General features: G+C 62.9%; 22 protein-coding genes. 11 read left to right on the top strand and 11 right to left on the bottom strand.

Annotated features, from left to right (window positions below; translation table 11 throughout):
• Positions 1–11 precede the first annotated feature (11 nt).
• The 4 genes from EOC94_RS12475 to EOC94_RS12460 are packed head-to-tail and all read right to left on the bottom strand — an operon-like array spanning position 12 to position 2,569.
• A complete protein-coding gene (locus EOC94_RS12475) occupies positions 12–533 on the bottom strand; it encodes a CoA-binding protein (RefSeq protein WP_127290732.1) in 522 nt (173 codons plus the stop codon).
• Complete coding sequence (locus tag EOC94_RS12470; protein WP_095485807.1) at positions 530–1,312, bottom strand: AAA family ATPase; 783 nt, start codon at positions 1,310–1,312, stop codon at positions 530–532. The genes EOC94_RS12475 and EOC94_RS12470 overlap by 4 nt, the downstream gene beginning before the upstream one ends.
• Before the next feature lie 10 nt (positions 1,313–1,322).
• Complete coding sequence (locus tag EOC94_RS12465; protein WP_127290730.1) at positions 1,323–1,745, bottom strand: VOC family protein; 423 nt, start codon at positions 1,743–1,745, stop codon at positions 1,323–1,325.
• Between the two features lie 2 nt (positions 1,746–1,747).
• Positions 1,748–2,569 (bottom strand): enoyl-CoA hydratase, encoded by an 822-nt coding sequence (locus EOC94_RS12460; protein WP_095485805.1) that lies wholly within the window; start codon positions 2,567–2,569, stop codon positions 1,748–1,750.
• Positions 2,570–2,736: 167 nt separating this feature from the next.
• Here EOC94_RS12460 and EOC94_RS12455 point away from each other — a divergent pair, with 167 nt between their 5' ends.
• The 4 genes from EOC94_RS12455 to rpsI all read left to right on the top strand — a co-directional run bounded on the left by EOC94_RS12455 (position 2,737) and on the right by rpsI (position 5,165).
• On the top strand, positions 2,737–3,201 hold the full coding sequence (locus tag EOC94_RS12455; RefSeq protein ID WP_127290729.1) for a PaaI family thioesterase: 465 nt from the start codon (positions 2,737–2,739) through the stop codon (positions 3,199–3,201).
• 99 nt (positions 3,202–3,300) lie between these two features.
• Positions 3,301–3,951, top strand: a complete 651-nt coding sequence (locus EOC94_RS12450) for a LysE family translocator (protein ID WP_127290728.1) — start codon at positions 3,301–3,303, stop codon at positions 3,949–3,951.
• Positions 3,952–4,216: 265 nt separating this feature from the next.
• Positions 4,217–4,681, top strand: a complete 465-nt coding sequence (rplM, locus tag EOC94_RS12445; protein WP_091591498.1) for a 50S ribosomal protein L13 — start codon at positions 4,217–4,219, stop codon at positions 4,679–4,681.
• 1 nt (position 4,682) lies between these two features.
• Complete coding sequence (rpsI, locus tag EOC94_RS12440) at positions 4,683–5,165, top strand: 30S ribosomal protein S9 (protein WP_023717316.1); 483 nt, start codon at positions 4,683–4,685, stop codon at positions 5,163–5,165.
• Positions 5,166–5,246: 81 nt separating this feature from the next.
• On the opposite strand, the gene EOC94_RS12435 is transcribed toward rpsI, so the two are convergent.
• The gene (locus EOC94_RS12435) at positions 5,247–6,143 is read right to left on the bottom strand and encodes a LysR family transcriptional regulator (protein ID WP_127290727.1); all 897 of its coding nucleotides are present in this window, start codon (positions 6,141–6,143) and stop codon (positions 5,247–5,249) included.
• 94 nt (positions 6,144–6,237) lie between these two features.
• On the opposite strand from EOC94_RS12435, the gene EOC94_RS12430 reads away from it, so the two are divergent.
• On the top strand, positions 6,238–7,113 hold the full coding sequence (locus tag EOC94_RS12430) for an aldo/keto reductase family oxidoreductase (protein WP_127290726.1): 876 nt from the start codon (positions 6,238–6,240) through the stop codon (positions 7,111–7,113).
• A 35-nt stretch (positions 7,114–7,148) separates the two neighbouring features.
• On the opposite strand, the gene EOC94_RS12425 is transcribed toward EOC94_RS12430, so the two are convergent.
• Positions 7,149–8,207 carry a glycerophosphodiester phosphodiesterase family protein gene (locus EOC94_RS12425; RefSeq protein WP_127290725.1) on the bottom strand — a complete coding sequence of 353 codons (1,059 nt, stop codon included), beginning with the start codon at positions 8,205–8,207 and terminating at the stop codon, positions 7,149–7,151.
• Positions 8,208–8,612: 405 nt separating this feature from the next.
• On the opposite strand from EOC94_RS12425, the gene speB reads away from it, so the two are divergent.
• Genes speB through EOC94_RS12410 form a run of 3 tightly spaced genes read left to right on the top strand, consistent with a single transcriptional unit; the run spans position 8,613 to position 11,422 of the window.
• Positions 8,613–9,620 carry an agmatinase gene (gene speB / locus EOC94_RS12420; protein WP_127290724.1) on the top strand — a complete coding sequence of 336 codons (1,008 nt, stop codon included), beginning with the start codon at positions 8,613–8,615 and terminating at the stop codon, positions 9,618–9,620.
• 29 nt (positions 9,621–9,649) lie between these two features.
• Entirely contained in the window at positions 9,650–10,582 is a 933-nt protein-coding gene (gene argC, locus EOC94_RS12415; protein ID WP_127290723.1) for an N-acetyl-gamma-glutamyl-phosphate reductase, read from the top strand.
• Positions 10,583–11,422, top strand: coding sequence for an aminoglycoside phosphotransferase family protein (locus EOC94_RS12410; RefSeq protein ID WP_127290722.1), 840 nt, complete (start codon positions 10,583–10,585; stop codon positions 11,420–11,422).
• Here the strand turns inward: EOC94_RS12410 and EOC94_RS12405 are convergent.
• Entirely contained in the window at positions 11,412–12,503 is a 1,092-nt protein-coding gene (locus tag EOC94_RS12405) for a COX15/CtaA family protein (RefSeq protein ID WP_095485798.1), read from the bottom strand. The genes EOC94_RS12410 and EOC94_RS12405 overlap by 11 nt on opposite strands.
• 152 nt (positions 12,504–12,655) lie before the next feature.
• Between EOC94_RS12405 and EOC94_RS12400 the strand changes: the two genes are divergently transcribed.
• On the top strand, positions 12,656–12,874 hold the full coding sequence (locus EOC94_RS12400; RefSeq protein WP_023798362.1) for a DUF2842 domain-containing protein: 219 nt from the start codon (positions 12,656–12,658) through the stop codon (positions 12,872–12,874).
• A gap of 223 nt (positions 12,875–13,097) precedes the next feature.
• Here EOC94_RS12400 and EOC94_RS12395 read toward each other — a convergent pair whose 3' ends face one another.
• Complete coding sequence (locus EOC94_RS12395; protein ID WP_245465548.1) at positions 13,098–14,357, bottom strand: phosphatase PAP2 family protein; 1,260 nt, start codon at positions 14,355–14,357, stop codon at positions 13,098–13,100.
• Positions 14,358–14,705: 348 nt separating this feature from the next.
• The gene (locus EOC94_RS12390) at positions 14,706–15,302 is read right to left on the bottom strand and encodes a tyrosine-type recombinase/integrase (protein WP_127290721.1); all 597 of its coding nucleotides are present in this window, start codon (positions 15,300–15,302) and stop codon (positions 14,706–14,708) included.
• 561 nt (positions 15,303–15,863) lie between these two features.
• Here EOC94_RS12390 and EOC94_RS12385 point away from each other — a divergent pair.
• Entirely contained in the window at positions 15,864–17,609 is a 1,746-nt protein-coding gene (locus EOC94_RS12385; protein WP_127290720.1) for an adenylate/guanylate cyclase domain-containing protein, read from the top strand.
• A gap of 315 nt (positions 17,610–17,924) precedes the next feature.
• Here the strand turns inward: EOC94_RS12385 and EOC94_RS12380 are convergent, their stop codons facing one another.
• A complete protein-coding gene (locus tag EOC94_RS12380; RefSeq protein WP_127290719.1) occupies positions 17,925–18,980 on the bottom strand; it encodes a polysaccharide deacetylase family protein in 1,056 nt (351 codons plus the stop codon).
• 91 nt (positions 18,981–19,071) lie between these two features.
• Here EOC94_RS12380 and EOC94_RS12375 point away from each other — a divergent pair, with 91 nt between their 5' ends.
• On the top strand, positions 19,072–20,301 hold the full coding sequence (locus EOC94_RS12375; RefSeq protein ID WP_127290717.1) for a GNAT family N-acetyltransferase: 1,230 nt from the start codon (positions 19,072–19,074) through the stop codon (positions 20,299–20,301).
• Between the two features lie 42 nt (positions 20,302–20,343).
• Here EOC94_RS12375 and EOC94_RS12370 read toward each other — a convergent pair whose 3' ends face one another.
• Entirely contained in the window at positions 20,344–22,536 is a 2,193-nt protein-coding gene (locus EOC94_RS12370) for an exopolysaccharide transport family protein (protein WP_127290715.1), read from the bottom strand.
• Positions 22,537–22,741 lie beyond the last annotated feature (205 nt).

Below are 22,741 nucleotides of genomic sequence, written 5' to 3'. Positions count from 1 at the left end.
GGGATCATGGTCTACTTCTGGCGAACGCCGAAGCTCTGGAATCCCGGCCGCATCAGCGGCTTCTTCGACGACAGCACGCCGGAGTTGACGCCCGTCCAGCCGATCTCGCCCGACAGCTTGCCATACTCGATCTTGGGGCAGCGGTTCATCACCACCTTGATGCCGGCGGCCTCGGCGCGCACGGCCGCCTCGTCGTGGCGCACGCCGAGCTGCATCCAGACGACTTTCGGCAGCGGGTCGAGCCGCAGGATCTCGTCGATGACGCCCGGCACCGCCGCGGAAGCGCGAAAGATGTCGACCATGTCGACGGGCTCGGGGAGATCGGCGAGCCTAGCATAGACTGTTCGGCCGAGGATTTGCTTGCCGGCCTGTCCCGGGTTGATCGGAAACACCGAAAACCCTTTGGCGAGCAGATATTTCAGCACGAAGTAGCTCGGCCGCACATCATTGGCGGACGCGCCGACCATGGCGATGGTCTTCACCGAATTGAGGATGCCGGCGATATAGGCATTGTCGTAGGCGTCGTGGTTCATGCCTCGTCCTCATACAGAGCTTCGGCGAGAAAACCATCCGGATCGTTGCAGAAACTGCGCATCATCCGAAAATGATCGGTATCGCTGAAATCGGTCGGGTCGAGGCCGAACCGGCTGATGCGGAACAGCCGCGCGCCGGGACAGGCCATCAGCAGCGGCGAATGCGTCGCCATGATCACTTGCGCCGTGCCGGATTGGTCCATCCGCCGCAGCATCTTGAGAAGCTCGATCTGGCGCGTCGGCGAAAGCGCGCTTTCGGGCTCGTCGAGGATGTAGATGCCTTGCCGGCGGCAGCGCTCCTCGAAGAAACGGATGAAGCCCTCGCCATGCGACCAGGACAGGAAATCGGGCGGAGGTGGCTTGAACGGATCTTCGAGTGCCGCCTGATCGAGATAACGGGCGACGGAGTAAAAGGATTCAGCGCGAAAGAACCAGCCGGCGGTGACTTTCGGCAGCCAGTGACCGCGCAGCGTCTTAGCCAGTGCGGCGCCGCTCGTATCGATGGCAGCTGAATGGTCGATGGGCATGTAGCCCTTGCCGCCGCCGGCCTCGTCGTATCCGGCCAGCGCGCCGATCGCCTCGAGCAGCGTGGATTTGCCGGTGCCGTTCTCGCCGACGATGATGGTGATCGGCGTGGTGAATTCGAGCTCGAAATCGTGGCTGCGGAAGATCGGCAGGTTCCAGGGGTATTTTTCCCAATCTGCGACCCGCGCCGGCTCTATCAGGATGCGCTTGAGATAGGGAGCCTTCAGTCGCGTCAGTTGCTTGCGAGGAGCCATGCGGCAGCGATCAGCCCGGCAGCGAGATCGTTCCGTCTTCCGCGATCGGAAAAGCCGGATTGTGCGCCACTTCCCAGACATGCCCTTCCGAGTCGGCGAAATAGCCATACCAGCCGCCCCAGAAGGCGCGGCCGGCCGGCTTGACGATACGACCGCCGGCCTTCTCGGCCATCGCAAGCACGTCGTCGACTTCCGTGTCGGAGCGGGTGTTGTAGGCGAGATGGACCGCCGACGGCGCCGTGCCGAAGGTGATGCCCGAATCCTCTTCGGCGCTTGCGCGCGGGAACAGGCCGAGAATGACGCCGCCCATCTGGAAGAAGGCGACGCCGTCGGTGATCCCGGCATGGCGGGTCAGGCCCATCGCCTCGTAGAAGCGTGTGGCGCGGTCGAGATCGTCGACGGCGATTGTGATGATGGAGATGCGGGGTTCCATCTCTAATCGTCCGTCCATTCCGGCTTGCGCTTGCCTATGAAGGCGCCAATCCCCTCTTCCGCGTCGCGTGCCAGCATGTTGTCGACCATGACTCGGCCGGTGTAGACATAGGCCTCGGCCAGCCCCATCTCGGCCTGCGCGTAAAAGGCTTCCTTGCCGGTCTTCACGACCAAAGACGATTTCGCAGCAATGGTTTGCGCGTATTTGGTGACAATCTGATTCAGATATTCGCGCGGCACGACGCGATTAACCAGGCCGAATTCCTTGGCCGTCGCCGCATCGATCGTCTCGCCGGTCAAAAGCATCTCCATCGCGTGCTTGCGCGAGACGTTGCGTGACAGCGCCACCATCGGCGTCGAGCAGAACAGGCCGATATTGACGCCGGGCGTGCAGAAGGTCGCCTCATGCGAGGCGATCGCCAGATCGCAGCTCGCCACCAGTTGCGCCCCGGCCGCCGTCGCCAGACCATCGACCTCGGCGATCACCGGCCTGGGATGGCGCACGATCGCCTGCATCAGTTCCGCACAAGCGGAAAATGTCTCCTCGAAGAATGCCTTGCCGCGATCGGCATCAGTGCGGCGCGCGGTCATTTCCTTGAGGTCGTGTCCGGCGCAGAACACTTTTCCGGCCGCTGCCAGGATAATGGCGCGGACGGATCTGTCTGATTTCGCGCGGTCGAGTTCCGCCGTCAGCGCCGCCATCACCGCCAGCGACAGCGCATTGGCCGGCGGATTGGCGAGCGTGAGGCGCAGCACGCCCTTGTCCAGTCTCGCGACAACAGGACCTTCGGCAACGGCCGGCTTGATGGCGACGATTTCGGCCATGTTCTCCAACCTCTTCATTGGCCAGCGGCATCGGATTCGTGGGCCATGGAACAAAAGAACTAGCACGCTGCCGATTGAAGAACAGCCTTGAGACGTGTTTTCTCAAACCCGACAATTGGCCCAGGCGTCCACCTGACCCCGTGCCGGCTCCATATAGGAAACCGCTTATGCCCGTCCAAGACAATCTCAAACCGGTGCTGACGGCGGCTGAAATCAATGCGCTGATGGCAACCGTCTACCCACAGCTCAACGACCAGTTCACCTTCTACGAGGCGATCGACGTGTTTCCGGGCGGCTGCATGGTGCGGCTCAATGCCGACGAGCGGCATTTGCGCCCCGGCGGAACCGTGTCCGGCCCGTCGCTGTTCACGCTGGCCGACATAGGCGGCTATGTCTGCGTGCTTTCGCATGCCGGGCCAGATGCGCTTTCGGTCACCACCAACCTCAACATCAATTTTGTCCGCAAAGCCGAGGCCGGCCCGATCGACGGCCATTGCCGCATCCTGAAGCTGGGCAAAAGCCTGATGGTGTTCGATATCGACATCATCGCCGGACCGGACGGACACACGGTAGCGCACGCGACGGGAACCTATTCGATCCCGCCGAAGAAGAGCGTTCAATCGCAGGCCTGATTTGCAGGACGGATACGTGTTTTCCGCTCGTTCCAGACGACCCCTACGGAACGAAATGTCCGACAACACGTTCGCAGGCCAATCAGGTCCGCAAAAAACATGCCCGAACTTCCCACTTTTCTGGCATTCCTGGTCGCCGTGCTCGGCTACCAACTGTCCGGTCCGGGGCCGGACATGCTTCTGGTGATCAGCCGCGGTATCGGACAGGGCTGGCGGGCAGCACTGGCGACTGCAACCGGGTGCGTTTTCGCAGGCATGATCCAGATTCCGCTGCTGGCAATGGGACTTGCATCGCTGGTCACGTCCTCGCCTGTCGCGTATGGCCTGCTGCAACTGCTCGGAGCGGCGTACTTGATCGCAATCGGGACGAAGTTCTTGCTCACGCGCAAGGGAGCGGAAACAACCAGCATCGTCGCAGCCAAGGAGGGAGGTTTGGCAGGTGCCTTTCGGCAAGGCATGATCTGCAACCTGACCAACCCTACCGCACTGGTTTTCATGCTCGCAGTACTGCCGCAGTTCGTCCATTCCTCCACAGGATCGCCGGCGATGCAATTTATCGTGCTCGGGGCCACGATGAAGGCTACGGGCCTTGTAGTCCTGGGAGCTGTAGCCTTGGCCTCAGGCGCGGTCGGCCGCTGGCTGGCACGCAACGCCGGTTTTCTTGTCTGGCAAGAACGCCTGGCTGGTGCGATCATGATCGCTGTCGGGATCAAACTGCTGCTGGCTGCGATTATTCCGGGACGGCGCTAGTCAAATTGTCGGATTCAAGTGCGGTATAATAGTACCTCACATCTAACCTTTTGATTTAGCAATATAATCCTTCTGAGGTGGCCAGAAATGCAACTTGACTGGCTAATTCCCCTCGCCTATAAGCCCTCACGGAACAGCGGCCCGCCAACGGCCGCCGTTTTGTTATTGGCGGCGGGCGAGCGCCCTGCGTCAATCCAAGCAACAAGAAACGCCTTCCCTTTTCGTTCTTGAATGGGGGAAGGTCCGAACCGAAAGCAACAAATCCATGACAACCTTTTCGCAGAAGCCTGCGGATGTGGTGAAGAAGTGGGTGCTGATCGACGCCGAGGGTCTCGTCGTCGGCCGTCTCGCCACTGTCATCGCCAATCATCTTCGCGGCAAACACAAGCCCACCTTCACCCCGCATGTCGACGACGGCGACAACGTCATCGTCATCAATGCCGACAAGGTGGTGTTCACCGGCAAGAAATTCACCGACAAGGTTTATTACTGGCACACCGGCCACCCCGGCGGCATCAAGGAGCGCACCGCGCGCCAGCTGCTCGAGGGCCGCTTCCCCGAGCGTGTCGTCGAGAAGGCCGTCGAACGCATGATCCCGCGTGGCCCGCTCGGCCGTCGCCAGATGAAGAATCTCCGCGTCTATGCAGGCACGGAACATCCGCATGTCGCCCAGCAGCCCGTCACGCTCGACGTGGCCAAGCTGAACGCCAAGAACAAGAAGGTTTCGTAAAATGGCTGAGCTTTCCTCGCTCGCAGAACTCGGAACTGCCACCGGCAACACCAACACGCAGCCGGCTGCACCCGTCCATGTCCAGAAGCTCGACAAGTCGGGCCGCGCCTATGCCACCGGCAAGCGCAAGAACGCCATCGCGCGCGTCTGGGTGAAGCCCGGCTCCGGCAAGATCGTCGTCAACGACAAGGTGTTCGCCGAATATTTCGCGCGTCCGGTCCTGCAGATGATCCTCAACCAGCCGATCATCGCCGCCAACCGCGCCGGTCAGTACGACATCGTCGCCACTGTCATCGGCGGCGGCCTTTCCGGCCAGGCCGGCGCCGTGCGCCACGGCATCTCCAAGGCGCTGACCTACTACGAGCCGGCGCTGCGCGCCGTGCTCAAGAAGGGCGGCTTCCTGACCCGCGACAGCCGCGTTGTCGAACGCAAGAAGTACGGCAAGGCGAAGGCCCGCCGCAGCTTCCAGTTCTCGAAGCGCTAAGCACTGCGCAGCTTCGAAAAGGCCGCCTCCGGGCGGCCTTTTCTTTAGGTGATTACTAACCTGGTCCAAATTCAAGACCGATCAGCCGTCCTTGACGAAGTCGATAAACGCCCGCAACGGCGCCGGCACGAGACGCCGGCCGGGATAATAGAGGAACGGCCCGGGGAAGCTCTGCCACCAAGATTCGAGGACGGGTTCGAGCGCACCGCTCTCAAAGTAAGGGCGAAGCCAATCCTCGAAAAGGCTGACAATGCCGGTGCCGGCGATGGCCGCATCGACGGCGAGATCGGCCGCTCCGCCCAAAGTCACGAGAAGCGGCCCCGTCGGATCGACCCGCACCACCTCGCCGCCACGCTCGAATTCCCATGGCGGCATCGCACCACTGGCGAAGCGGCCGCGCAGGCAGGCGTGACCGAGAAGGTCGCGCGGGTGTTCCGGCCGGCCATGGCGATCAAGGTAGGCAGGACTGGCTGCGGTGGCGAAGCGTTGCACGCGCGGTCCGATCGGCACCGCGATCATGTCCTGCTCCAGCCGCTCGTCGTAACGGATTCCGGCGTCGCATCCTGCCGCCACCACGTCGACAAAGCTCTCCTCGGCGATCACCTCCAGCCGAATACCGGGATAGGCGGCGAGGAAGCGCGGAACAATGCTGGGCAGCACCAGCCGCGCTGCGCTGACCGGCACGTTGAGACGCAATGTACCTGCCGGCCGATCGCGGAAGCCGTTCACCACGTCAAGTGCTGTCTCGACCTCGGTCAAGGCTGGACCTAGCCGGGTCAGCAAGCTCGCACCCGCTTCGGTCAAGACGACGCTGCGGGTCGTCCTGTTGAGCAGCCTGACCCCGAGCTGCGTCTCGAGGCGGCGCACCGCCTCGCTCAAGCCCGACGCACTGCCGCCGCTGGCACGGGCGCCATCGCGAAAACCCTTGGCCCGCGCTACGGCCACGAAGGCGTTCAGATCTCCAAGATCGATCTTCATTGTTCGATATTCCGTACAGCCCGTGCGGAATGTAGCCAATTATCGTGAGGTCCAACAGCGCCTATCTCAGCCTTATCTTGAACGGAGATAGACCATGTCCAGCATCGACCAGTCCGGCTCATTCACTCTCGGCGACCGCACTGTGAAGCGGCTCGGCTACGGCGCCATGCAGCTCGCAGGACCCGGCGTATTTGGTCCGCCTAGAGATCACGACGCAGCCTTGGCCGTGCTGCGCGAAGCCGTTGCGCGCGGGATCAATCACATAGACACCAGCGATTTCTACGGCCCGCACGTCACCAATCTACTCATCCGTGAGGCGCTCGCGCCCTATTCCGACAATCTGACGATCGTCACCAAGATCGGTGCGCGGCGCGGCGCAGATGGCTCGTGGCTCCCGGCCTTCTCGCCCGAAGCGCTGATGGAGGCGGTGCACGACAATCTGCGCAATCTCGGGCTCGACGTGCTGGATGTGGTCAACCTCAGGATCATGTTCGACGCGCATGGCCCCGCCGAAGGGTCGATCGAGGCGCCGCTCACTATGCTGGCCGAGCTGCAGCGACAGGGCCTGGTGCGTCATATCGGGCTAAGCAATGTCACGTCAGCACAGATCGAAGAGGCGCGGCGGATCGCCAAGATCGTTTGCGTGCAGAACCAATACAATCTGGCCCACAGGGGCGACGATGTCTTGATCGATGAACTTGCTCGTGACGGCATCGCGTACGTGCCGTTCTTTCCGCTCGGCGGCTTCAACCCGCTGCAGTCGTCTACCCTATCCGGCGTCGCTCAGCGCCTGGGCGCCACGCCGATGCAGGTCGCGCTCGCTTGGCTGCTCCGTCGCGCGCCGAATATTCTTTTGATTCCAGGCACCTCGTCGGTCGCGCATCTCAGGGAGAATCTCGCCGCAGCCGAACTCGAACTGACGGAGGACGCCGTGAGCGAGCTGGACGGCGTGGCGATGGCTGCCTGGTGACCATCCAAGCGGCTCCTTGCCCGCCTCGATCCAGTCTAGTTGATGCTAGCGGTGTTCGCCGGCTCCGCTGACCGCGCCTCATCAGGATAAGGCACGCGGTAGCCATTCGCCGCCAGCCAGTCTATCGCCGCTTTCGGCTCGTCGGTCTGGATTATGGTGGCGCCGCGCTCGGCCCAGAAGCCGTACGTCTCGCGCGGCAGGCTGGCGAGCACCGCCAACTCGTCGCCGCGACCGCCGGCAAGGAAGCCGCCCGGCTTGTTGACGATGGCGTAGGTGTTGGCCCAGATGTGCCAGTCGCCCCTTATCGCCGCTGCGCGCATGCGGGGGCTGAACAGCGGGCCACCGGTCTCGGTCAGCGTCTCCGACCCCGCGCGCCAGTTGATCATCTCGACCGCGCGCGGCGAAAAGGTCCCGCTGACTTTCTCGGCGAAACCGGCGTCGCGAACCGCGTCGTCGGCGATAATCGGCATGAACTGGAAACCACTGCCGATCGCGCCCATGGCGGCCTTGACAGTGGTGATCCTGGCCGGATTCCACAGGTTCTCCTTGACGATCACCTGTTCGGCCATGCCTAGATCGCGCGCGACCGCGATCATGCCGGCCAGGCTGTCGACATCAAGCTTGTTGTCGATGTTGATGAGGATCCTGTCCTTGGTCGCCATCAGCATTTCGCGCAGGGTCGAAACCGGCTCTTCGGTGACGGCGCCGGTGCCCTCGATCACCAGTCTGCAGGTTTTGAGCTCGGCCAGCGTGCGCTTGACCACCTCGCCCCTGCAATTCGTCGTGCGGTCGAGCCAGCTGTCATGCATGACGACGAACTGGCCGTCCTTCGAGCGCCTGACGTCGACCTCGACGATTTCGGCACCAAGCGCGATCGATGCCTCGACGGCGGCGATCGAGTTCTCCGCATAGAGCGTCTTGCGGGCCTGCATGCTGCCGGCGCGGTGTGCCGCCACCATCACGTGGTCGCGCCACTGGTTGGCGTGTTCGAAACGGTCGAGAATCTGTCTGGCGCGTGTTTCGCCTGCCGATGCCGGGCCTGTGAAGAGCGCCAAGGCAACGGAAAGCAGAAGGTTCAGCCAGGTCGTTCGCATGAGAATCGCTCCGTACCGGATGGAGACCCGGTTAAGCGACTCACGTGACAGCCCAGTGAACGAAGCCGGCTTCGCAAATGCCGGAAAGTCAGGTCAATGCCGGTTGAAACGGCCGTTCTGCGACCTCGAATCATAACGGCAATCAGCAGGTCGCTGCCAATCAGCTTGCCGAGATCGATGCCGCCGCTGTCGCGGTCGGTGTGGCCGACACCGTCCGACGATGGGGCGGCTGGCTACTTTCGGTTGCATTCGTGCTTAGCTGGACAATTCCCGGGCCAGCCATGCGGGCTCACCTGGCAAGCAAGAATTTGTGACTGGCTCGAATGACCATGGTCCCCGGAAGGGGTCGCATTTCTGAGAATTATGTCCAATAAGGTTGCGCCTCGACGCACAGGAGATCGCTTCATGCCGAACAGCAACATCGACCACGCCTTCACCGCCCGGGCCAGGACGGGCGCGTCCTTCGAGCCGACCTATGCCGGCGCGTTGTCGTTCATGCGACGCAAATACACGAAGGACGTGAAAGGCGCGGACGCAGTGGTGTGGGGCATCCCTTTCGACGCAGCCGTCACCAACCGGCCGGGCGCGCGCTTCGGGCCGCAGGCGATTCGCCGCGCCTCGACCATCCTCGACAATGATCCGCAGTATCCGTTTTCGCGCGATCTGTTCGAACATCTCGCCGTGGTCGATTATGGCGATTGCCTGCTCGACAGCGGCAATCACCAGAAGACGCCAGGAACGATCGAGCGTGAGGCGGCGAAAATCCTGAAATCCGGTGCCTTCCTGCTATCGCTCGGCGGCGACCATTTCGTCACCTGGCCGCTGCTCAAGGCGCATGCCGCCATCCATGGACCGCTGGCCCTGGTGCAGTTCGACGCCCACCAGGACACCTGGCCGGACGACGGCAAGCGCATCGATCACGGCTCCTTCGTCAGCCGCGCGGTCAAGGAGGGAATTATCGACCCCGACCGTTCGATCCAGATCGGCATCCGCACCCATGCGCCTGATACCTTCGGCATCAAGATCCTGTACGGCCACGAAGTCGAGGAAATGCGCGCGTCCGATATCGCTTATGCCATCGTCGACCGCACCGGCGGCAAGAAGGCCTATGTCACCTTCGACATCGATTGCCTGGACCCGGCCTTCGCGCCCGGCACCGGCACGCCGGTCGCTGGCGGGCCGTCCTCGGCAAAGATCCTGTCGGTGCTGCGCCAGATCAATCAGGTCGATATTGTCGGCGCCGATATCGTGGAGGTTGCGCCGGCCTATGATCACGCCGATATAACGGCAATTGCCGGGTCGACGGTGGCCATGCACTATCTCGGGCTCCTGGCGGAACGAAAGGCCCGGCTCGAAGAGCTGAACAGCGGCAATCACGTCGTTGCCGCGTTGAACCAGGCAAGCGGCATATAACTTTGAGATAACAGGAATTCAGGCAGGCAATGAAACCGAAAATCTTCATCGACGGCGAGCACGGCACCACCGGTCTCCAGATCAGGGCGCTGCTTGCCGAGCGCGGCGACCTGGAGATCATCTCTATCCCGACCGAGCGACGCAAGGAAGCGGCAGCTAGAGCCGAGTTCCTCAACGCTGCCGATGTCGCGATCCTGTGCCTGCCGGACGCAGCCGCGAAAGAAAGCGTCTCGCTGATCACCAACGACACCACCAGGGTCATCGATGCCTCGACCGCGCATCGCGTGGCCGAAGGTTGGGAATACGGTTTCGCCGAAATGGACAAGGAGCAGGCGAAGAAGATAGCCAATGCGAAGCGCGTCGCCAATCCCGGCTGCTGGCCGCAAGGCCCGATCGCAACGCTCAGGCCGCTGGTGGCGGCCGGGCTGTTGCCGCCGGATTTCCCAGTCACCGTCAACGGCATTTCGGGCTATTCGGGCGGCGGCCGGCCGATGATCGAGGACTATGTCGCCAAGGGCGAGGATGCGTCGGAATTCCTGCCCTACGGGCTGACCCTCCAGCACAAGCATGTGCCGGAGCTCAGGACCTATGCGAAGCTGTCGCATGACCCGATCATGCAGCCGGCGGTCGGCAATTTCGCGCAAGGCATGATCACGGTGGTGCCGCTGCAGCTCGGCGGCCTCGACTATGTGCCAACTGGCGCCGAGCTTCATGCGGTGATCGCCGACCATTTCGCCGCCATCGAAGGCGGCATGGTCGAGGTGGCGCCCTATGAGCAGCTGGAGCGCGTGCCGGAGATCGATCCCGAAATCTACAACGGCACCAACCGGATGAAGCTCTATGTCTTCGCCAATGACGACAGGGCCCAGGCGCTGCTGCTCGCCGTCTACGACAATCTCGGCAAGGGCGCCTCGGGTGCTGCCGTGCAGAACATGGATCTGATGCTCGGCCTCAAGCACTGAATGGACGCTCCGGCATTTCCAAAACGCTGGAACGTCAACGCGCCAGAACTGATCGCCGAGACCTTCAGCAGCCGCATCTGGAAGGTTGTTCGCCAGGACGGCTCGCCGGCGATCGTCAAGGCCCTCAAACCTTTCGACGACGTCGAAGACGAGTTGCGCGGCGAGCATTTTCTTGCCTGGCGGCGCGGCGAAGGCGCGGTGCGGCTGCTTGGCAGCGACGGCCACTGCATGCTGCTCGAATATGCCGGCGAAACCTTGCTGTCACAGGTTCTCACGGAGCAGGGAGACAATGCCGCCACAGCAATCGCGGCCGAAGTGATGGCAAGACTGTTCTCGCCATCTGACCACCCTGCCCCACCGGATCTTCAGCCGCTGCGGGCAAGGTTTTCCAGCCTGTTTAAGAAGGCGAAGACGGATCGCGACGCCGGCGAAAAGAGCCTCTATGTCGAAGCGGCTGCGACCGCGGAACGGCTGTTGGCGGATCCTGTCGACGTGCTGCCGCTGCATGGCGACCTGCATCACGACAACATCATGCACGGATCGCGCGGCTGGCTGGCGATCGACCCCAAAGGCGTTCTCGGCGATCCCGGTTTCGATGCGGCGAACATGTTCTACAACCCGCTCGACCGCGATGACCTTTGCCGCGATCCCCGGCGCATTGCCCACATGGCCGAGATCTTCGCCAGAACGCTCGGCCAGACACCGCTCGCCATTCTGGATCACGCCATCGCCTATGGCTGCCTGTCGGCGTCATGGCACCATGAGGACGGCAACGCGATCGAGGAAAGCCGCGAATTGTCCATTGCCACGGCGATCAGGACGGTGCGGCTCAGCCTCTGATGGCGATCCGGTTGGGCAGCGGATAGGCGCCCTTGGTACCGCGCCAATGCGCTGCTGCAAAACCAAGCAGGACAAGCGCGAAGGCCTGATGCGTCAGCGCCATGTGCAGCGGCACGTGCATCATCAGCGTGCCGATGCCGATCAAGGCCTGCGCCAGCACCAGCAGAAACAGCAGCGTCGCGCGACGCGCATGCGTCGTTTCAGGCAGGCGGCGGTGCGTCGCGATCATGTGCCAAAGTGCTGCTACGAAGATCGTGTAGGCGCCGAGCCGGTGGATGAACTGGACCGTCTTCGGGCTCTCGAAGAAGTTGCGCCATGCCGGCTCTAGGATCAGCAGGTCACCGGGGATGAGCTTGCCGTCCATCAGCGGCCAGGTGTTGTAGCTCAGGCCGGCATCGAGCCCGGCGACCAGCCCGCCGAGATAGATCTGGATCAGCGCCAGCAACACCAGAAAGCCGGCCAGACGCTGCGTCGAACGGTCGGCGGCGGGCTCTGAATGAGGCGCGAGCCCGCGAGCCACCACCATGGTCGCGGTGAAGATCAGTGCAGCCAGCGTCAGATGCGTCGCCAGCCGGTACTGGCTGACGGAGACCCGCTCGACCAGCCCGGACGCCACCATCCACCAGCCGATCGCGCCCTGCAGGCCGCCGAGAAGAAGAATCCCGATAAGTTTCGGCCCCAGGCCGCGCTCGATGCGGCGCGTCGCCCAGAAAAACACCAGCGGCACGGCGAAAACCAGGCCGACACCGCGCGCCAGGATCCGGTGCACCCATTCCCACCAGAAGATCGACTTGAACGCTTCGATGCTCATACCCTTGTTGAGCTCGGCATATTGCGGGATCTGCTGGTAACGCTGGAACTCCTCCTGCCATTCGGCGTCGTTGAGTGGCGGGATGATGCCGTGGATCGGCTTCCATTCGGTGATCGACAGGCCGGACTCAGTGAGCCTGGTGGCGCCGCCGACCAGGACCAGGACAAACAGCACCAGAAGCACGACGTAGAGCCAGCCGCGCACCAGCGCCCGGTTGCGCAGGTCGCGGTCGCGGGCCACGAAAGGCGCGGCAGCTGATATGGCAGCCATAGGCTCGTCCCGACAGATTGCAGTCGCGGATTGGTGAACCATCGCCATCCCGCTGGCAAGACCGGACAGCGCGGCACGCCGTCGCGCCGCTTCTTGCGGGTTGCGCGCCTCTTTCGTTGGGCCTAAGCGATAGAGATCAACGGGATCGCGGAATGCCCATTCGCCTGAAGAAGCTGATCGGAACAATCCTGCTGGTGGCGCTGGTCATCGTCTATGCGCTGGTCGCATCGATCGTGGCGGTTGCCCAACTGGCGGAATCAGGACCGTGGGCGCATTTCCTGTTCTTCCTGCTCAGCGGCATGCTCTGGGTGCTGCCGGCTATGGGCATCATCAAATGGCTGATCCTGGAGCCGCCGCGGCCGAAGAATTGAGGCTCGCCGCCGTTAGATGGTGAAAGCCTGACGCTTGCTACCCGACGTGTAGGGCAGCTCAGGGTGGTTTTCTGCCTTCCGTGTCGCCGATCGGAACGCGCAGGCAGCGCCATGAGCGGACATCTCGGGGCGCTCGGTCAAACTCTGGCTTCCAATGCTACAACGGACATTTGGCCGTGTGGTTAGCTGGGCAGTTGCCGCATCTTGGCTGTCTGCCCCTTCGCTAGTCTGCACCGTCCGTTCTTGCCCTTTCGATGAATTTGCCCGCGACGGCTTTACCGAGCGCGACGCCTGCCGTGTTGTCCATTTCGTAGTGGATGCCAGCCCAGATGCGGGAATCGCCCGCCTCCTTGCCGACCGCACGAATAAATTCCGCATGGCCGGGGAACAGGTACGCAAGGACCTCGCATCGGGCAGTCGAGAGCGTGGAGTGGTTCGACGGATAACTGGGATGGCCCGGCACCGCGAACAGGGGAGTGATGCTCCGGTCAAGCATGTTGGGCCGCAGGTACCAATACGCATACTTCCCGTCGTTGCTTGCAATGAAGGCGTCGTAGTGGACCGTTGCAAGCAACGCGTAAGCCCGTGCGGCGCGCGGGGGGTTCGAATCCGTCTTGTCCTCGGACATCCATTTGCTGGCATAGTGATACCAGTCGGTGAACAGGCCGGATGGACTTTGCCAGTAGAACGCTTTGTAGTTGGTTGGAAATTTCCGCTCGAACTGTAGAACTGAATCAGCCTCGGCCCTCACCGTCTCCGACGCACAGTCGGGTGGAGCCGGTGGCCTGAATTCATTGGCTGTCTTCAGCAATATCGGCTTCCAGTTCGGCATGGTTGCATTACCCGGTTTGTCTCCGACCCACATGCACGGCCCGGTCGGCACCGTACCGGTCCAAACGGCGTCGGAGCCATCGGCCTTTGCCCGTGCAATCACCTGCTCTGCCACGCGTCGCCCCAATTCCAGGCCGGCGGAAGAGTCGCTTGGGAACTGGACACCGGCAAGGACACGAGACTGCGCCGCTTCTTCCGCCATTGACTGGAACGACGACGCCTCGTCGGGAAAGAAATGGGAAAGAACCGCCGCGGCGGCTCCGGCAGCTGCCGCGTGTTCAGAAGGATAGGATGGACTGCGAGGCGTCGGCAGCGCAGTCGGCAGCATCGTGTCCGCCTCGCTCGGGCGTGGGCGATTGTAGAAATACTTCGACTCCCACGCCGCGATCGTGGCGTCGTGGATCGCCATGGTCATATAGGTGTAGACGCGGTGTGCATTGGGAATCTGCTGGTTTTCGAGAAGGCGGTTGTTGACCAGTTCGATCCATCGATAGCCGGGCGATCCGGCATCCCAGAACGTGATCCCGGCGGCAGTCTGCGCATCGTTCTTTGCGACAAGATCGCGGAGCTGCTTCAGTTCAGTTGCGGAATCGTCCGGTGGCGGCGGTACGCGGAGATCCTTTCCTGACGTGATCACCCACGTCTTCCACATTCCAGCCTCCGGCTCTATCGAATCCGATTGGCCGAAAGCACAGTTTCCTGACAAAAGGATTACCGCGCACGCCTTGCCTAGGGCTCTGAGCATGTTGGGTCTCCGGTTCCTGACCCCAGCCCAAGTACCTATCAGTTTTGCCGGCTCTCGTCGCGTTGTTATTTTAGCGGTATCTAATTATACCCAGGGGCGCCCCCAACCAAAGCGAATACAGCCGCGTTTTTGAACGTCGCGACCGAAGGTTGATCGTCATCTTTTCCGCCCGCTGCCGACCTTTACGCCCGCGACGGAAAGGTCAGGCTCGGGTCACGGAGCGACACTTGGATGATAGCGCCGCTCCGCATGGCTTTACAGTTCGATCTGTTCAGAGATCGCCAAAGCGTCATCTACTTCTATGCCGAGGTAGCGCACGGTGCTCTCCAGCTTGGTATGACCGAGCAGCAGCTGAACCGCACGAATGTTGCCGGTCTTCTTGTAGATCAGTGAAGCCTTCGTGCGTCTCATTGAATGCGTTCCGTGTCGCTTTGGTTCGAGCCCAATGCTGGATACCCACTTCTCGACGATCCGCCCGTACTGCCTTGTCGACATATGCGGCTTAACTCGCACGCGACTGGGAAACAGGAACTCGCTTTCGGTGAGGTGGCGACGGGCTATCCATGCACCGACTGCGGCTCTGGTCTGCTCCGTGATCTCGAATTGCACAGGTCGCCCGGTCTTCCTCTGAACAATCACCGCCCGATCGCGGACGCTGCCGGAAAGGGCTATGTCTCCGACAGTGACGGCCACCAGCTCGCAACCTCGAAGCTTGCTGTCGATGGCGAGATTGAAGAGCGCTAGATCCCGTTCAGCGCCCGACACCTGAAGTCGTGTCCGGATACTCCAGACCTCACGCGGCTTCAGAGGAGGCTTTTGGCCAACGATGTGGCCCCGGTAGCAACTGGGCATGGTCCTTCTCCCTTGCCGCCCTCCGCACCGCAGCGCCCGACGCGAGCCGCGAATTGTAGCGGCTAAAGGGCGTTGTCTTCGAGGATTCGATCGCACAAGGTTGCCGGATGTCAGCCCGGTCGACGCAGTGCTCGATGGGTAGAGTCGCGCCACTTTCCGACCTCAGCACCTCTAAGCGCGAACGTCTGGTGTGATGCCTGATGCGCGCGCTCGTAGGGCATCTCGCTGTTACATCGCGGTGACAAAAGCACCGCCACGGTGGCGTCAACCGGTTACCAAGGGCAGCAAATATCTCCGGCCTTCTGGGAGTGGCGTGTCAGCGTCCCCAGAGGCTGCGTGGGCGTGTCGCCGGTTGGCTGTTAGCGCGGTGACTGGATCGCTCCACGCCTCGCAAGCGGGATAGCGAAATCTCGTGAAGGCAAGGTCAAGCTGCGTTCCCCGTTCTGAATCGGCGATGGGCAGCGGCTGGGAGAGATGGATACCATGCACGTTGGACGTCTGGAAGTTGGCGGGGCATGGGCGCAAGGCAGCCCGCGTGCACGCGCCTGGCCGGGCGGTGCAATGACCGCGCAGCGCCGCCTCGCAGCGATCCTGGCTTGCGACGTGGTCGGCTATTCGCGCCTGATGGAGCGCGACGAGCGCGGCACGCTCGAGCGGCTCAAGACATACCGCAAGGACCTCCTCGAACCGCTGGTCTCCGAGCATCAGGGCCGGATCGTCAAGCTCACCGGCGACGGCATTCTGTGCGAGTTCGCGAGCGTCGTCAACGCGGTGACCTCGGCGATAGCGATCCAGCAGGCTTTGGCAGAACACGAGGCGGAGACGCCCGAGGAAGAGCGGATTCGCTTCCGCATCGGCGTCAATCTCGGCGACGTGGTCTGCGAGGAGGACGGCGACCTCTACGGCGACGGTGTCAACATCGCCGCCCGCCTCGAAAGCATCGCCGATCCCGGCGCCGTGGTCGTCTCGGGCACCGCCTACGACCACCTTCAAGGCAAGCTCGACGGCGGCTTCACGCTGCTCGGCGACCTGCGCCTCAAGAACATCGAGCGGCCTGTGCGCGCCTATCGCGTCGAGACCGACGCCAGCGCCTCGGTGGCTGCACCGCCTCCCCTGCCCGCGAAACCCTCGATCGCGGTTCTGCCTTTCACCAATATGAGCGGCGACCCCGACCAGGAATACTTCGCCGACGGGCTGGTGGAGGACATCATCACGGGATTGAGCCGGGTGAACTCCTTCTTCGTGATCGCCCGCAACTCGTCCTTCACCTACAAGGGCCGAGCGGTGGACCTGCGCCAGGTCGGGCGTGAGCTGGGCGTCCGCTACGTGCTCGAAGGTAGCATCCGCAGAGCAGGATCGCGTGTGCGCATCAGCGGGCAGCTGGTGGACGCGATCAGTGGGCACCATGTTTGGACCGACCGCTTCGAGGGCGACGTGAGCGACATCTTCGACCTGCAGGACAAGGTGACCGAGAGCGTCGTCGGTGCGGTCGAGCCGAGCATCCGGCTGGAGGAGATCAAGCAGGCGCGCATGAAGCCGACCGACTACATCGGTGCCTACGACCTCTACCTTCGTGCGCTGCCGCGCTTCTACAGCATGACGCGCGAAGGCTTCGCCGACGTGCGCCGGCTCACCAACGAGGCGCTCAGCATCGACCCAGGCTTCATCCTGGCGAAGGCACTCGGTGCCTATATCCGCAGCCTGTCCGTGAGTCAGTGCTGGCACGAGCCCGACGATATCCGCGTCGCCGTGCGCATGGCCCGCGAGGTGCTGGCGGACGCGCGAGACGACCCGACAAGCTTGCGTTTCGCCGCGCAGGTGATCGCCTACAGCGCCAAAGATTACGAGACGGCGCTGGACATGATCGAACGGTCCCTGCTCCTCAACCCCAATTCGGCGCAGGGCTATACGGGCAGCGGCTGGGTGAACGCCCATTCCGGCCGCCCCCTCGTCGCGATCGAGCACTTCCACAGGGCAATGCGGCTGAGCCCGGTCGACCCCGAGAAGGGCATCGCGCTCTCCGGCATCGGGATGAGCTACCTGATGCTCGAACGCTACGAGGAAGCGCTGGCTTGGGGAGAACGAGCGCTGCGCGAGATGCCGAATTACGGCTCCTCGCACCGGGTGGTGATCATGGCGCTGGTCAAACTCAATCGGCCGGACGAAGCGCAGGCGGCGGCGCGGCGGCTGATGGAGGCGTTCCCGACCTACACGCTCGGCCTGCAGAGGCAGATCAACCCGTGGCGGGACAAGGTGTTCGCCGAGCGCTACGTCGAGGCGCTGGGTATTGCTGGCGTGCCGGAGTGATCGTCACGTTTGCAAAGATGCCCTCTCCTGCGCGTCACGTCCGGCCAGGCGACGTCCCTTGATCCCGCGTCGCTCTGGAAGGATAGTTCTCTGGCCGGCTTGTCCGAGGACTGAGCGCGTAGAGCAGCCGTGAACAGCCGGCGAGCTCTCTGTTGGGTTCGCGTCGAACTTCCGGTTTCCAGCCTGACGAGACCTAACGACGGTCCAGACAAATGTCGCCTTCAGGTCACGACGTTCCCTTGACCTGCCATCAGGGATGGTCCGCAAGGGGTCGGTTCTTGCCGTCCACCGGTACCAAGTGTCAGACTTTCACCATTAGATGGTGACGAGCATCTTGCCGGCGTTGGCCAGCGGCGTCGTCACGCCCGACAGCATCGTGCGGATATGGGCAACGCTCTGGTAGCGACCGTTGACCGAAATGCGCGGCAGCGCTTGCAGGAAGCCGGCATGTTCGGCGCGCAGCACGCCGTGGCGGGTCGTCACCGCCGAGGCATAGCCGGCGTCGCGGGCAAAGCCGACTTCGCGGCCGCCGACGGCGCTGGCATAGCCATAGGGATAAGCGAAATGGCGCGGCGCCTCGCCGAGTTCGGCCTGTAATATGCGCCTGACATCGTCAACCTCATGGCGCGCGTCGGCTTCGGAAAGCCGCTTCAGATTGCGATGATTGACCGTATGCGCGCCGATCGTCACCAGCGGATGCCCCGCCATGGCACGGATCTCGTCCCAGTTCATCAACATGCCCTGGCGTGCGTCCAACTCGATACCGTTCGACCGCGCCAATTCGCGCAGCACCGCGCGCTGGTCCTCCTCGCGGACCTCCAGCGTCAGATAGTCGTGCAGGCGGGCAAAGGCCTGGAGTTTCTTGCCTGGGGTCGAGCAGTCGATCGTCACCGGACCGTTCGGCGTTGTCAGGAGCAACCGGTCCCGCGCGCTGACGATGTCCTCGACCACCTCCCACCATAGATCGGCGGCGCCGTTTATCAGCCCCGGAGCGACGTAGATGGCGATCGGCGCACCGTGCTTTTCCAGCACCGGCAGCGCCTCGGTCATGTTGTCGCGGTAGGCGTCGTCGGCGGTGATCGCCGCGAACTGGCCGCCCTTGCCGCCGGCCTTGATGCGCTCGACCGCCTCGTCCAGCGTGACGAATGTATAGCCGTTCGCCTTCATGTCGGCGATCACGGCATCGAGGAACTCAGGCGCAATGTTGAGATGCCGGTTGACGCTGCCAGGCTTTTCCGGCGTGGCGGTGACCCGGTGCAGCATCAGGATGGCGCCGATGCCGCCGACAAACGGCTTGGCCAGCGGGGCAAGACCGGTATAGCGGACGACGTTGAGCGCCAGTTTCCGGATTGCCTCGCCCCCGTCGATCATTCGTTCACCTTTTGCGCCTAGGCTCATCCCAGCAGGGAATGCGCCTACGCGAGCCCCCAATCGCGGTGAATACGCCTTAAAGGATTGAGGTATGGTTGACGCCACCGCGTCATTTGATGGCAATCGGCTCGAAGCAGTGGAGGCGGCGCCGCGCGCGTTGCCGGCGGATCATGTCGGCCTGTCGGTCTCGGTCGCCGATAGTTTAGCATTTGCAGCTTATGCCGAGTTCTGCCGTTCGGCGCTGTTCGCGCCGGCGCAGAGCCCGGCCTGGATCCTGAACTGGGCCAAACATGCCGAGGCGGACAGCGTTTTGGCGACGCTGAGCGCTGAAGGCCGGCCGGTTTTTTCGTTGGCGCTGGAAGTCACCAGCAGCGGTCCATTCCGCGTCGCCCGTTTCATGGGCGGCCGCCATGCCAACGGCAATTTCGCCGCCGCCGACCCGTCTTGGCTGACCAAGACAGACGGCGCGGCAATCCGCTCTATGCTGGCGGCGGTCGCCAAGGCGCGGCCGGACATCGACCTCGTCGCACTGGAGCGGCTGCTGCCAGATCTCGAAGGCATTGCCAATCCGCTTGCCTCGCTGCCCAATTATCCGAGCCCCAACCTGTCGCTGGCCGTGGACTTGGCGGGAGGTTTCGATGCACTGCTGTCCCGCGCGAGCGGCAAGCGCAAGCGCAAGAAGCACCGCTCGCAGACGCGCAAGTTCGAGGCCGTCGGCAGCCACCGCCGCATCGAGGCCCGGACAGCGGACGAGGTGAACAGACTGCTCGATGCGTTTTTCGAGATGAAGGAGTTCCGCTTCCGCAAGATGGGCATCGCTAACGTCTTCGGTGAGCCGGAGGTTCGTGCTTTCTTCCGTGCGCTGTTCGTCGAAGCGCTTTGCGACGACAAGCCGTCCTTCGTGCTGCATGGGCTCGAGGTCGCCGGCAAGCTTCGCGCAGTTACCGGATCGAGCCGCACGGGAAAACGCCTGATCTGCGAATTCGGAGCGATCGCCGACGACGACCTCGCCCACACCAGCCCCGGAGACTTCCTGTTCTTCGACAACATCCAGGAGGCCTGCGAGAGGAAGCTCGATGTCTATGATTTTTCGGTCGGCGACGAACCCTACAAACGGCTGTGGTGCGATATCGAGACCCAGCATTTCGAGGTCCTGGTTCCGCTGACGTTGAAGGGCCGCGCGCTGGCGCTTATCCTGCAGCAAGGCGCGCGCCTGAAAGCCTTCATCAAGAACAGCCCGACGATCTGGAAGCTGACCAAGGTGCTTCGCCGCAAGACGGCCGGGCACGCAGCACCTGCCGCTGGCGAAGACGACAGCTGATCGCTGCCGGGATTTCGGGGACCTTCGAATTCCCGAACCGCCTTAGGCGGCGGAGCGGCGTCCGGGCACCGGCGTCCCTGGCGTCGCATGGCCGACCGGCGTCACCAGCGTCAGGTCGGGGTAGCCGCTCTCGATCAGCTCGACCGCGGCATGCGTAACCTCGTCGTCCGGCTCCAGCATCGACAGGAAGACCTCGGTGCCCTCGCCGACAAGGCGGCCGATGCCTTGCGCGTCGGTGGGTCCGCATTCGACCACGACCAGATCGTAGGCGGTGGTCAGCGACTGCATGATGATCGGCAGCCGGTCGGCGGCGCGCATTGCGCGGACCGGATCGGCGGTGCCGACGGGAATGACGTGGCAGTCCGAATAGAGATCGGGATGGATCACGTCGCTGAACTGCGCTTCCGAGGCGAGCAGATTGGTGATGCCCGGGAAAAGCCCGCTGTCCAGCATCGGCCGCGAGGCGGCGCCCGAGGCGGTGAGATCGAGCAGGAGCACACGCAGGCCGGCGTCGGAAACCTCTCGCGCCACCAGCACCGCCGAGGCGGCCGCCTCGTCGCCTTCCGGCGACACGAATATGGCGCGTGCGGCACCGCTTGAGATCAGTTTCTCCACCGCCTTGTCGATCTCGACCTCGCCAAGGGTGGGGCGCGCCGGCTCGACGACCTCGCCAGTTGCTGGGGCAGTTGCTTGCGCTGCGGCAACCGCTTCCGGCTCTGCCTCCGCTTCCGGCGCCCGGTCCTCGACCTCTCCGATATCGCCTTCTTCGATGTCGGCCGGCTCCTGCCTGGCAACGGGCATCGCGACCTGCTCGATCCGCTCGAAGCGGGCGCCGGCGGCCGGCCGCATGGCGCGACCGGAAAACAGCTCTTGCAGAAGCGTCACGATCGCCATGAGCAGCAACGAGCCGACGAAGGCTGCACCGGCGATCGGCAGGATTTTTGGGAAATAGGGCTCGGACGGCGCCACCGCGCGGGAAAAGACACGCGCATCGACCGGAAGATAGTTGCTGTCCTTGCGCGAGGATGCCTCGCGGTAGCGGGTCAGGTAGGATTCGAGCAACTGGCGCTGGGCGGTCGCTTCGCGCTGCAGCGCGTCCAGTTCGACTTGCTGGTCGCCGGCGCGCGCCGATGCGGCCTTAAGCGTGTTGACGTCGGCGACAAGCTGATTTTCGCGGGCCTGGGCGGTCTGCGCCTGCGTCATCAGCCCTCTCATGATCTTTTCCGCCTCGTTGCGGATCTGGCGATCGAGATCGGCAAGCTGCGACCTCAGCGCCCGGATGCGTGGATGATTGTCGAGCAAGGAGGTGGAAAGGTCGGCGATATTGGTCTTGAGCTCGACCTGCCGCTCGCGCAGACGCTGGATGAGTTCGGAAGACAGCACCTCCGGCACCGCATCCAGCGAGCCGCCATTCTGCAGCGCCCTGCGCACGCCGTCGGCAGTCGCTTCCGCCGAGGCGCGATTGGCGCGCACCCGCGACAGTTCGCTGGACAGTTCGGAAAGCTGTTGCGTGGCGAGCACCGAATTGTTGCCGCCCATCAAAAGATCTGACTGGGCGCGGTAGCTTGCCACCTTGCCCTCGGCATCCTTCACCCGCTTTGACAGGTCGGCGATCTCAGGCGCCAGCCAGTCGGTTGCGGCGGAATTCGATTCGGTCTTGGCATTGCCCTGGACGGAGATGTAGGCGTCGGCGATGGCGTTCGGAATTTCGGCGGCAAGCCTGGGGTTTTCCGAGGAGAATTCGATGACGATAACGCGCGATTTTTCAACACGATAGACGTTGAGCTTCTCGCGCATGGTCTTCAGCACGCGTTCTTCCGGCGGAATCTCGTTGGGGTCGCTTTTCAGGCCGGCGATGACGAGCAGACGACTCAACACCGGCATGTCAGCCGCCTCGTCGAACTCGGCAAGCCGCGATAAATTGAGCTTCTGCGCAACCTGCTTGAGGATGTCGGTCGAGGAAATGACCTCGACCTGACTGGTCACGCCTTCCTCATCGAGAATCGGGCTGTCGTCGTTGTTGGTGCCGTCGGGGCGCGTGTAGACGGATTCGCGCGTTTCGATCAAAAGCCGTGTTTCGGCCATGTAATGCGGCGTGGCGAGCCAGGCGAGCGCGAGCGCCAGGCCGGTTACTACAAGCGCCACGACAAGAATGCGCAGCCAGTTCCTCGCCAGGCTTGCGAAGAGCTGCCTAAGATCGACGTCGACATCTGCGGCCGCGGATTGAACGGACATGCATCCTGCTCCGGTACTTAAAGCGCGTCGCGTTTGAACAGGTTCAGGTGACGCGCTTTAAGCTATTGTTTTCATGCATGTCGTTGTCCCAAAACCGCTGCGCACTTTTGGGCGACATGCATTGGTCAGGATGCACGGTAAACAACTATGGTAACTCAGCCGTTAATATCGCGGTAAGCATCTGTTAGGTTTTACTCGCAAACGG

The sequence above is a fragment of the Mesorhizobium sp. M6A.T.Ce.TU.016.01.1.1 genome (assembly GCF_003997065.1).
GTDB lineage: Bacteria > Pseudomonadota > Alphaproteobacteria > Rhizobiales > Rhizobiaceae > Mesorhizobium > Mesorhizobium mediterraneum.
Note: the sequence above shows the minus strand (reverse complement) of the source record. Positions and strands in the feature narration are given on the sequence as shown.

Coding starts and splice junctions, on each gene's coding strand:
- EOC94_RS12475 (WP_127290732.1), bottom strand. CDS start 533: ATGAACCACGACGCCTACGACAATGCCTATATCGCCGGCATCCTCAAT.
- EOC94_RS12470 (WP_095485807.1), bottom strand. CDS start 1,312: ATGGCTCCTCGCAAGCAACTGACGCGACTGAAGGCTCCCTATCTCAAG.
- EOC94_RS12465 (WP_127290730.1), bottom strand. CDS start 1,745: ATGGAACCCCGCATCTCCATCATCACAATCGCCGTCGACGATCTCGAC.
- EOC94_RS12460 (WP_095485805.1), bottom strand. CDS start 2,569: ATGGCCGAAATCGTCGCCATCAAGCCGGCCGTTGCCGAAGGTCCTGTT.
- EOC94_RS12455 (WP_127290729.1), top strand. CDS start 2,737: ATGCCCGTCCAAGACAATCTCAAACCGGTGCTGACGGCGGCTGAAATC.
- EOC94_RS12450 (WP_127290728.1), top strand. CDS start 3,301: ATGCCCGAACTTCCCACTTTTCTGGCATTCCTGGTCGCCGTGCTCGGC.
- rplM (WP_091591498.1), top strand. CDS start 4,217: ATGACAACCTTTTCGCAGAAGCCTGCGGATGTGGTGAAGAAGTGGGTG.
- rpsI (WP_023717316.1), top strand. CDS start 4,683: ATGGCTGAGCTTTCCTCGCTCGCAGAACTCGGAACTGCCACCGGCAAC.
- EOC94_RS12435 (WP_127290727.1), bottom strand. CDS start 6,143: ATGAAGATCGATCTTGGAGATCTGAACGCCTTCGTGGCCGTAGCGCGG.
- EOC94_RS12430 (WP_127290726.1), top strand. CDS start 6,238: ATGTCCAGCATCGACCAGTCCGGCTCATTCACTCTCGGCGACCGCACT.
- EOC94_RS12425 (WP_127290725.1), bottom strand. CDS start 8,207: ATGCGAACGACCTGGCTGAACCTTCTGCTTTCCGTTGCCTTGGCGCTC.
- speB (WP_127290724.1), top strand. CDS start 8,613: ATGCCGAACAGCAACATCGACCACGCCTTCACCGCCCGGGCCAGGACG.
- argC (WP_127290723.1), top strand. CDS start 9,650: ATGAAACCGAAAATCTTCATCGACGGCGAGCACGGCACCACCGGTCTC.
- EOC94_RS12410 (WP_127290722.1), top strand. CDS start 10,583: ATGGACGCTCCGGCATTTCCAAAACGCTGGAACGTCAACGCGCCAGAA.
- EOC94_RS12405 (WP_095485798.1), bottom strand. CDS start 12,503: ATGGCTGCCATATCAGCTGCCGCGCCTTTCGTGGCCCGCGACCGCGAC.
- EOC94_RS12400 (WP_023798362.1), top strand. CDS start 12,656: ATGCCCATTCGCCTGAAGAAGCTGATCGGAACAATCCTGCTGGTGGCG.
- EOC94_RS12395 (WP_245465548.1), bottom strand. CDS start 14,357: ATGTGGAAGACGTGGGTGATCACGTCAGGAAAGGATCTCCGCGTACCG.
- EOC94_RS12390 (WP_127290721.1), bottom strand. CDS start 15,302: ATGCCCAGTTGCTACCGGGGCCACATCGTTGGCCAAAAGCCTCCTCTG.
- EOC94_RS12385 (WP_127290720.1), top strand. CDS start 15,864: ATGACCGCGCAGCGCCGCCTCGCAGCGATCCTGGCTTGCGACGTGGTC.
- EOC94_RS12380 (WP_127290719.1), bottom strand. CDS start 18,980: ATGATCGACGGGGGCGAGGCAATCCGGAAACTGGCGCTCAACGTCGTC.
- EOC94_RS12375 (WP_127290717.1), top strand. CDS start 19,072: ATGGTTGACGCCACCGCGTCATTTGATGGCAATCGGCTCGAAGCAGTG.
- EOC94_RS12370 (WP_127290715.1), bottom strand. CDS start 22,536: ATGTCCGTTCAATCCGCGGCCGCAGATGTCGACGTCGATCTTAGGCAG.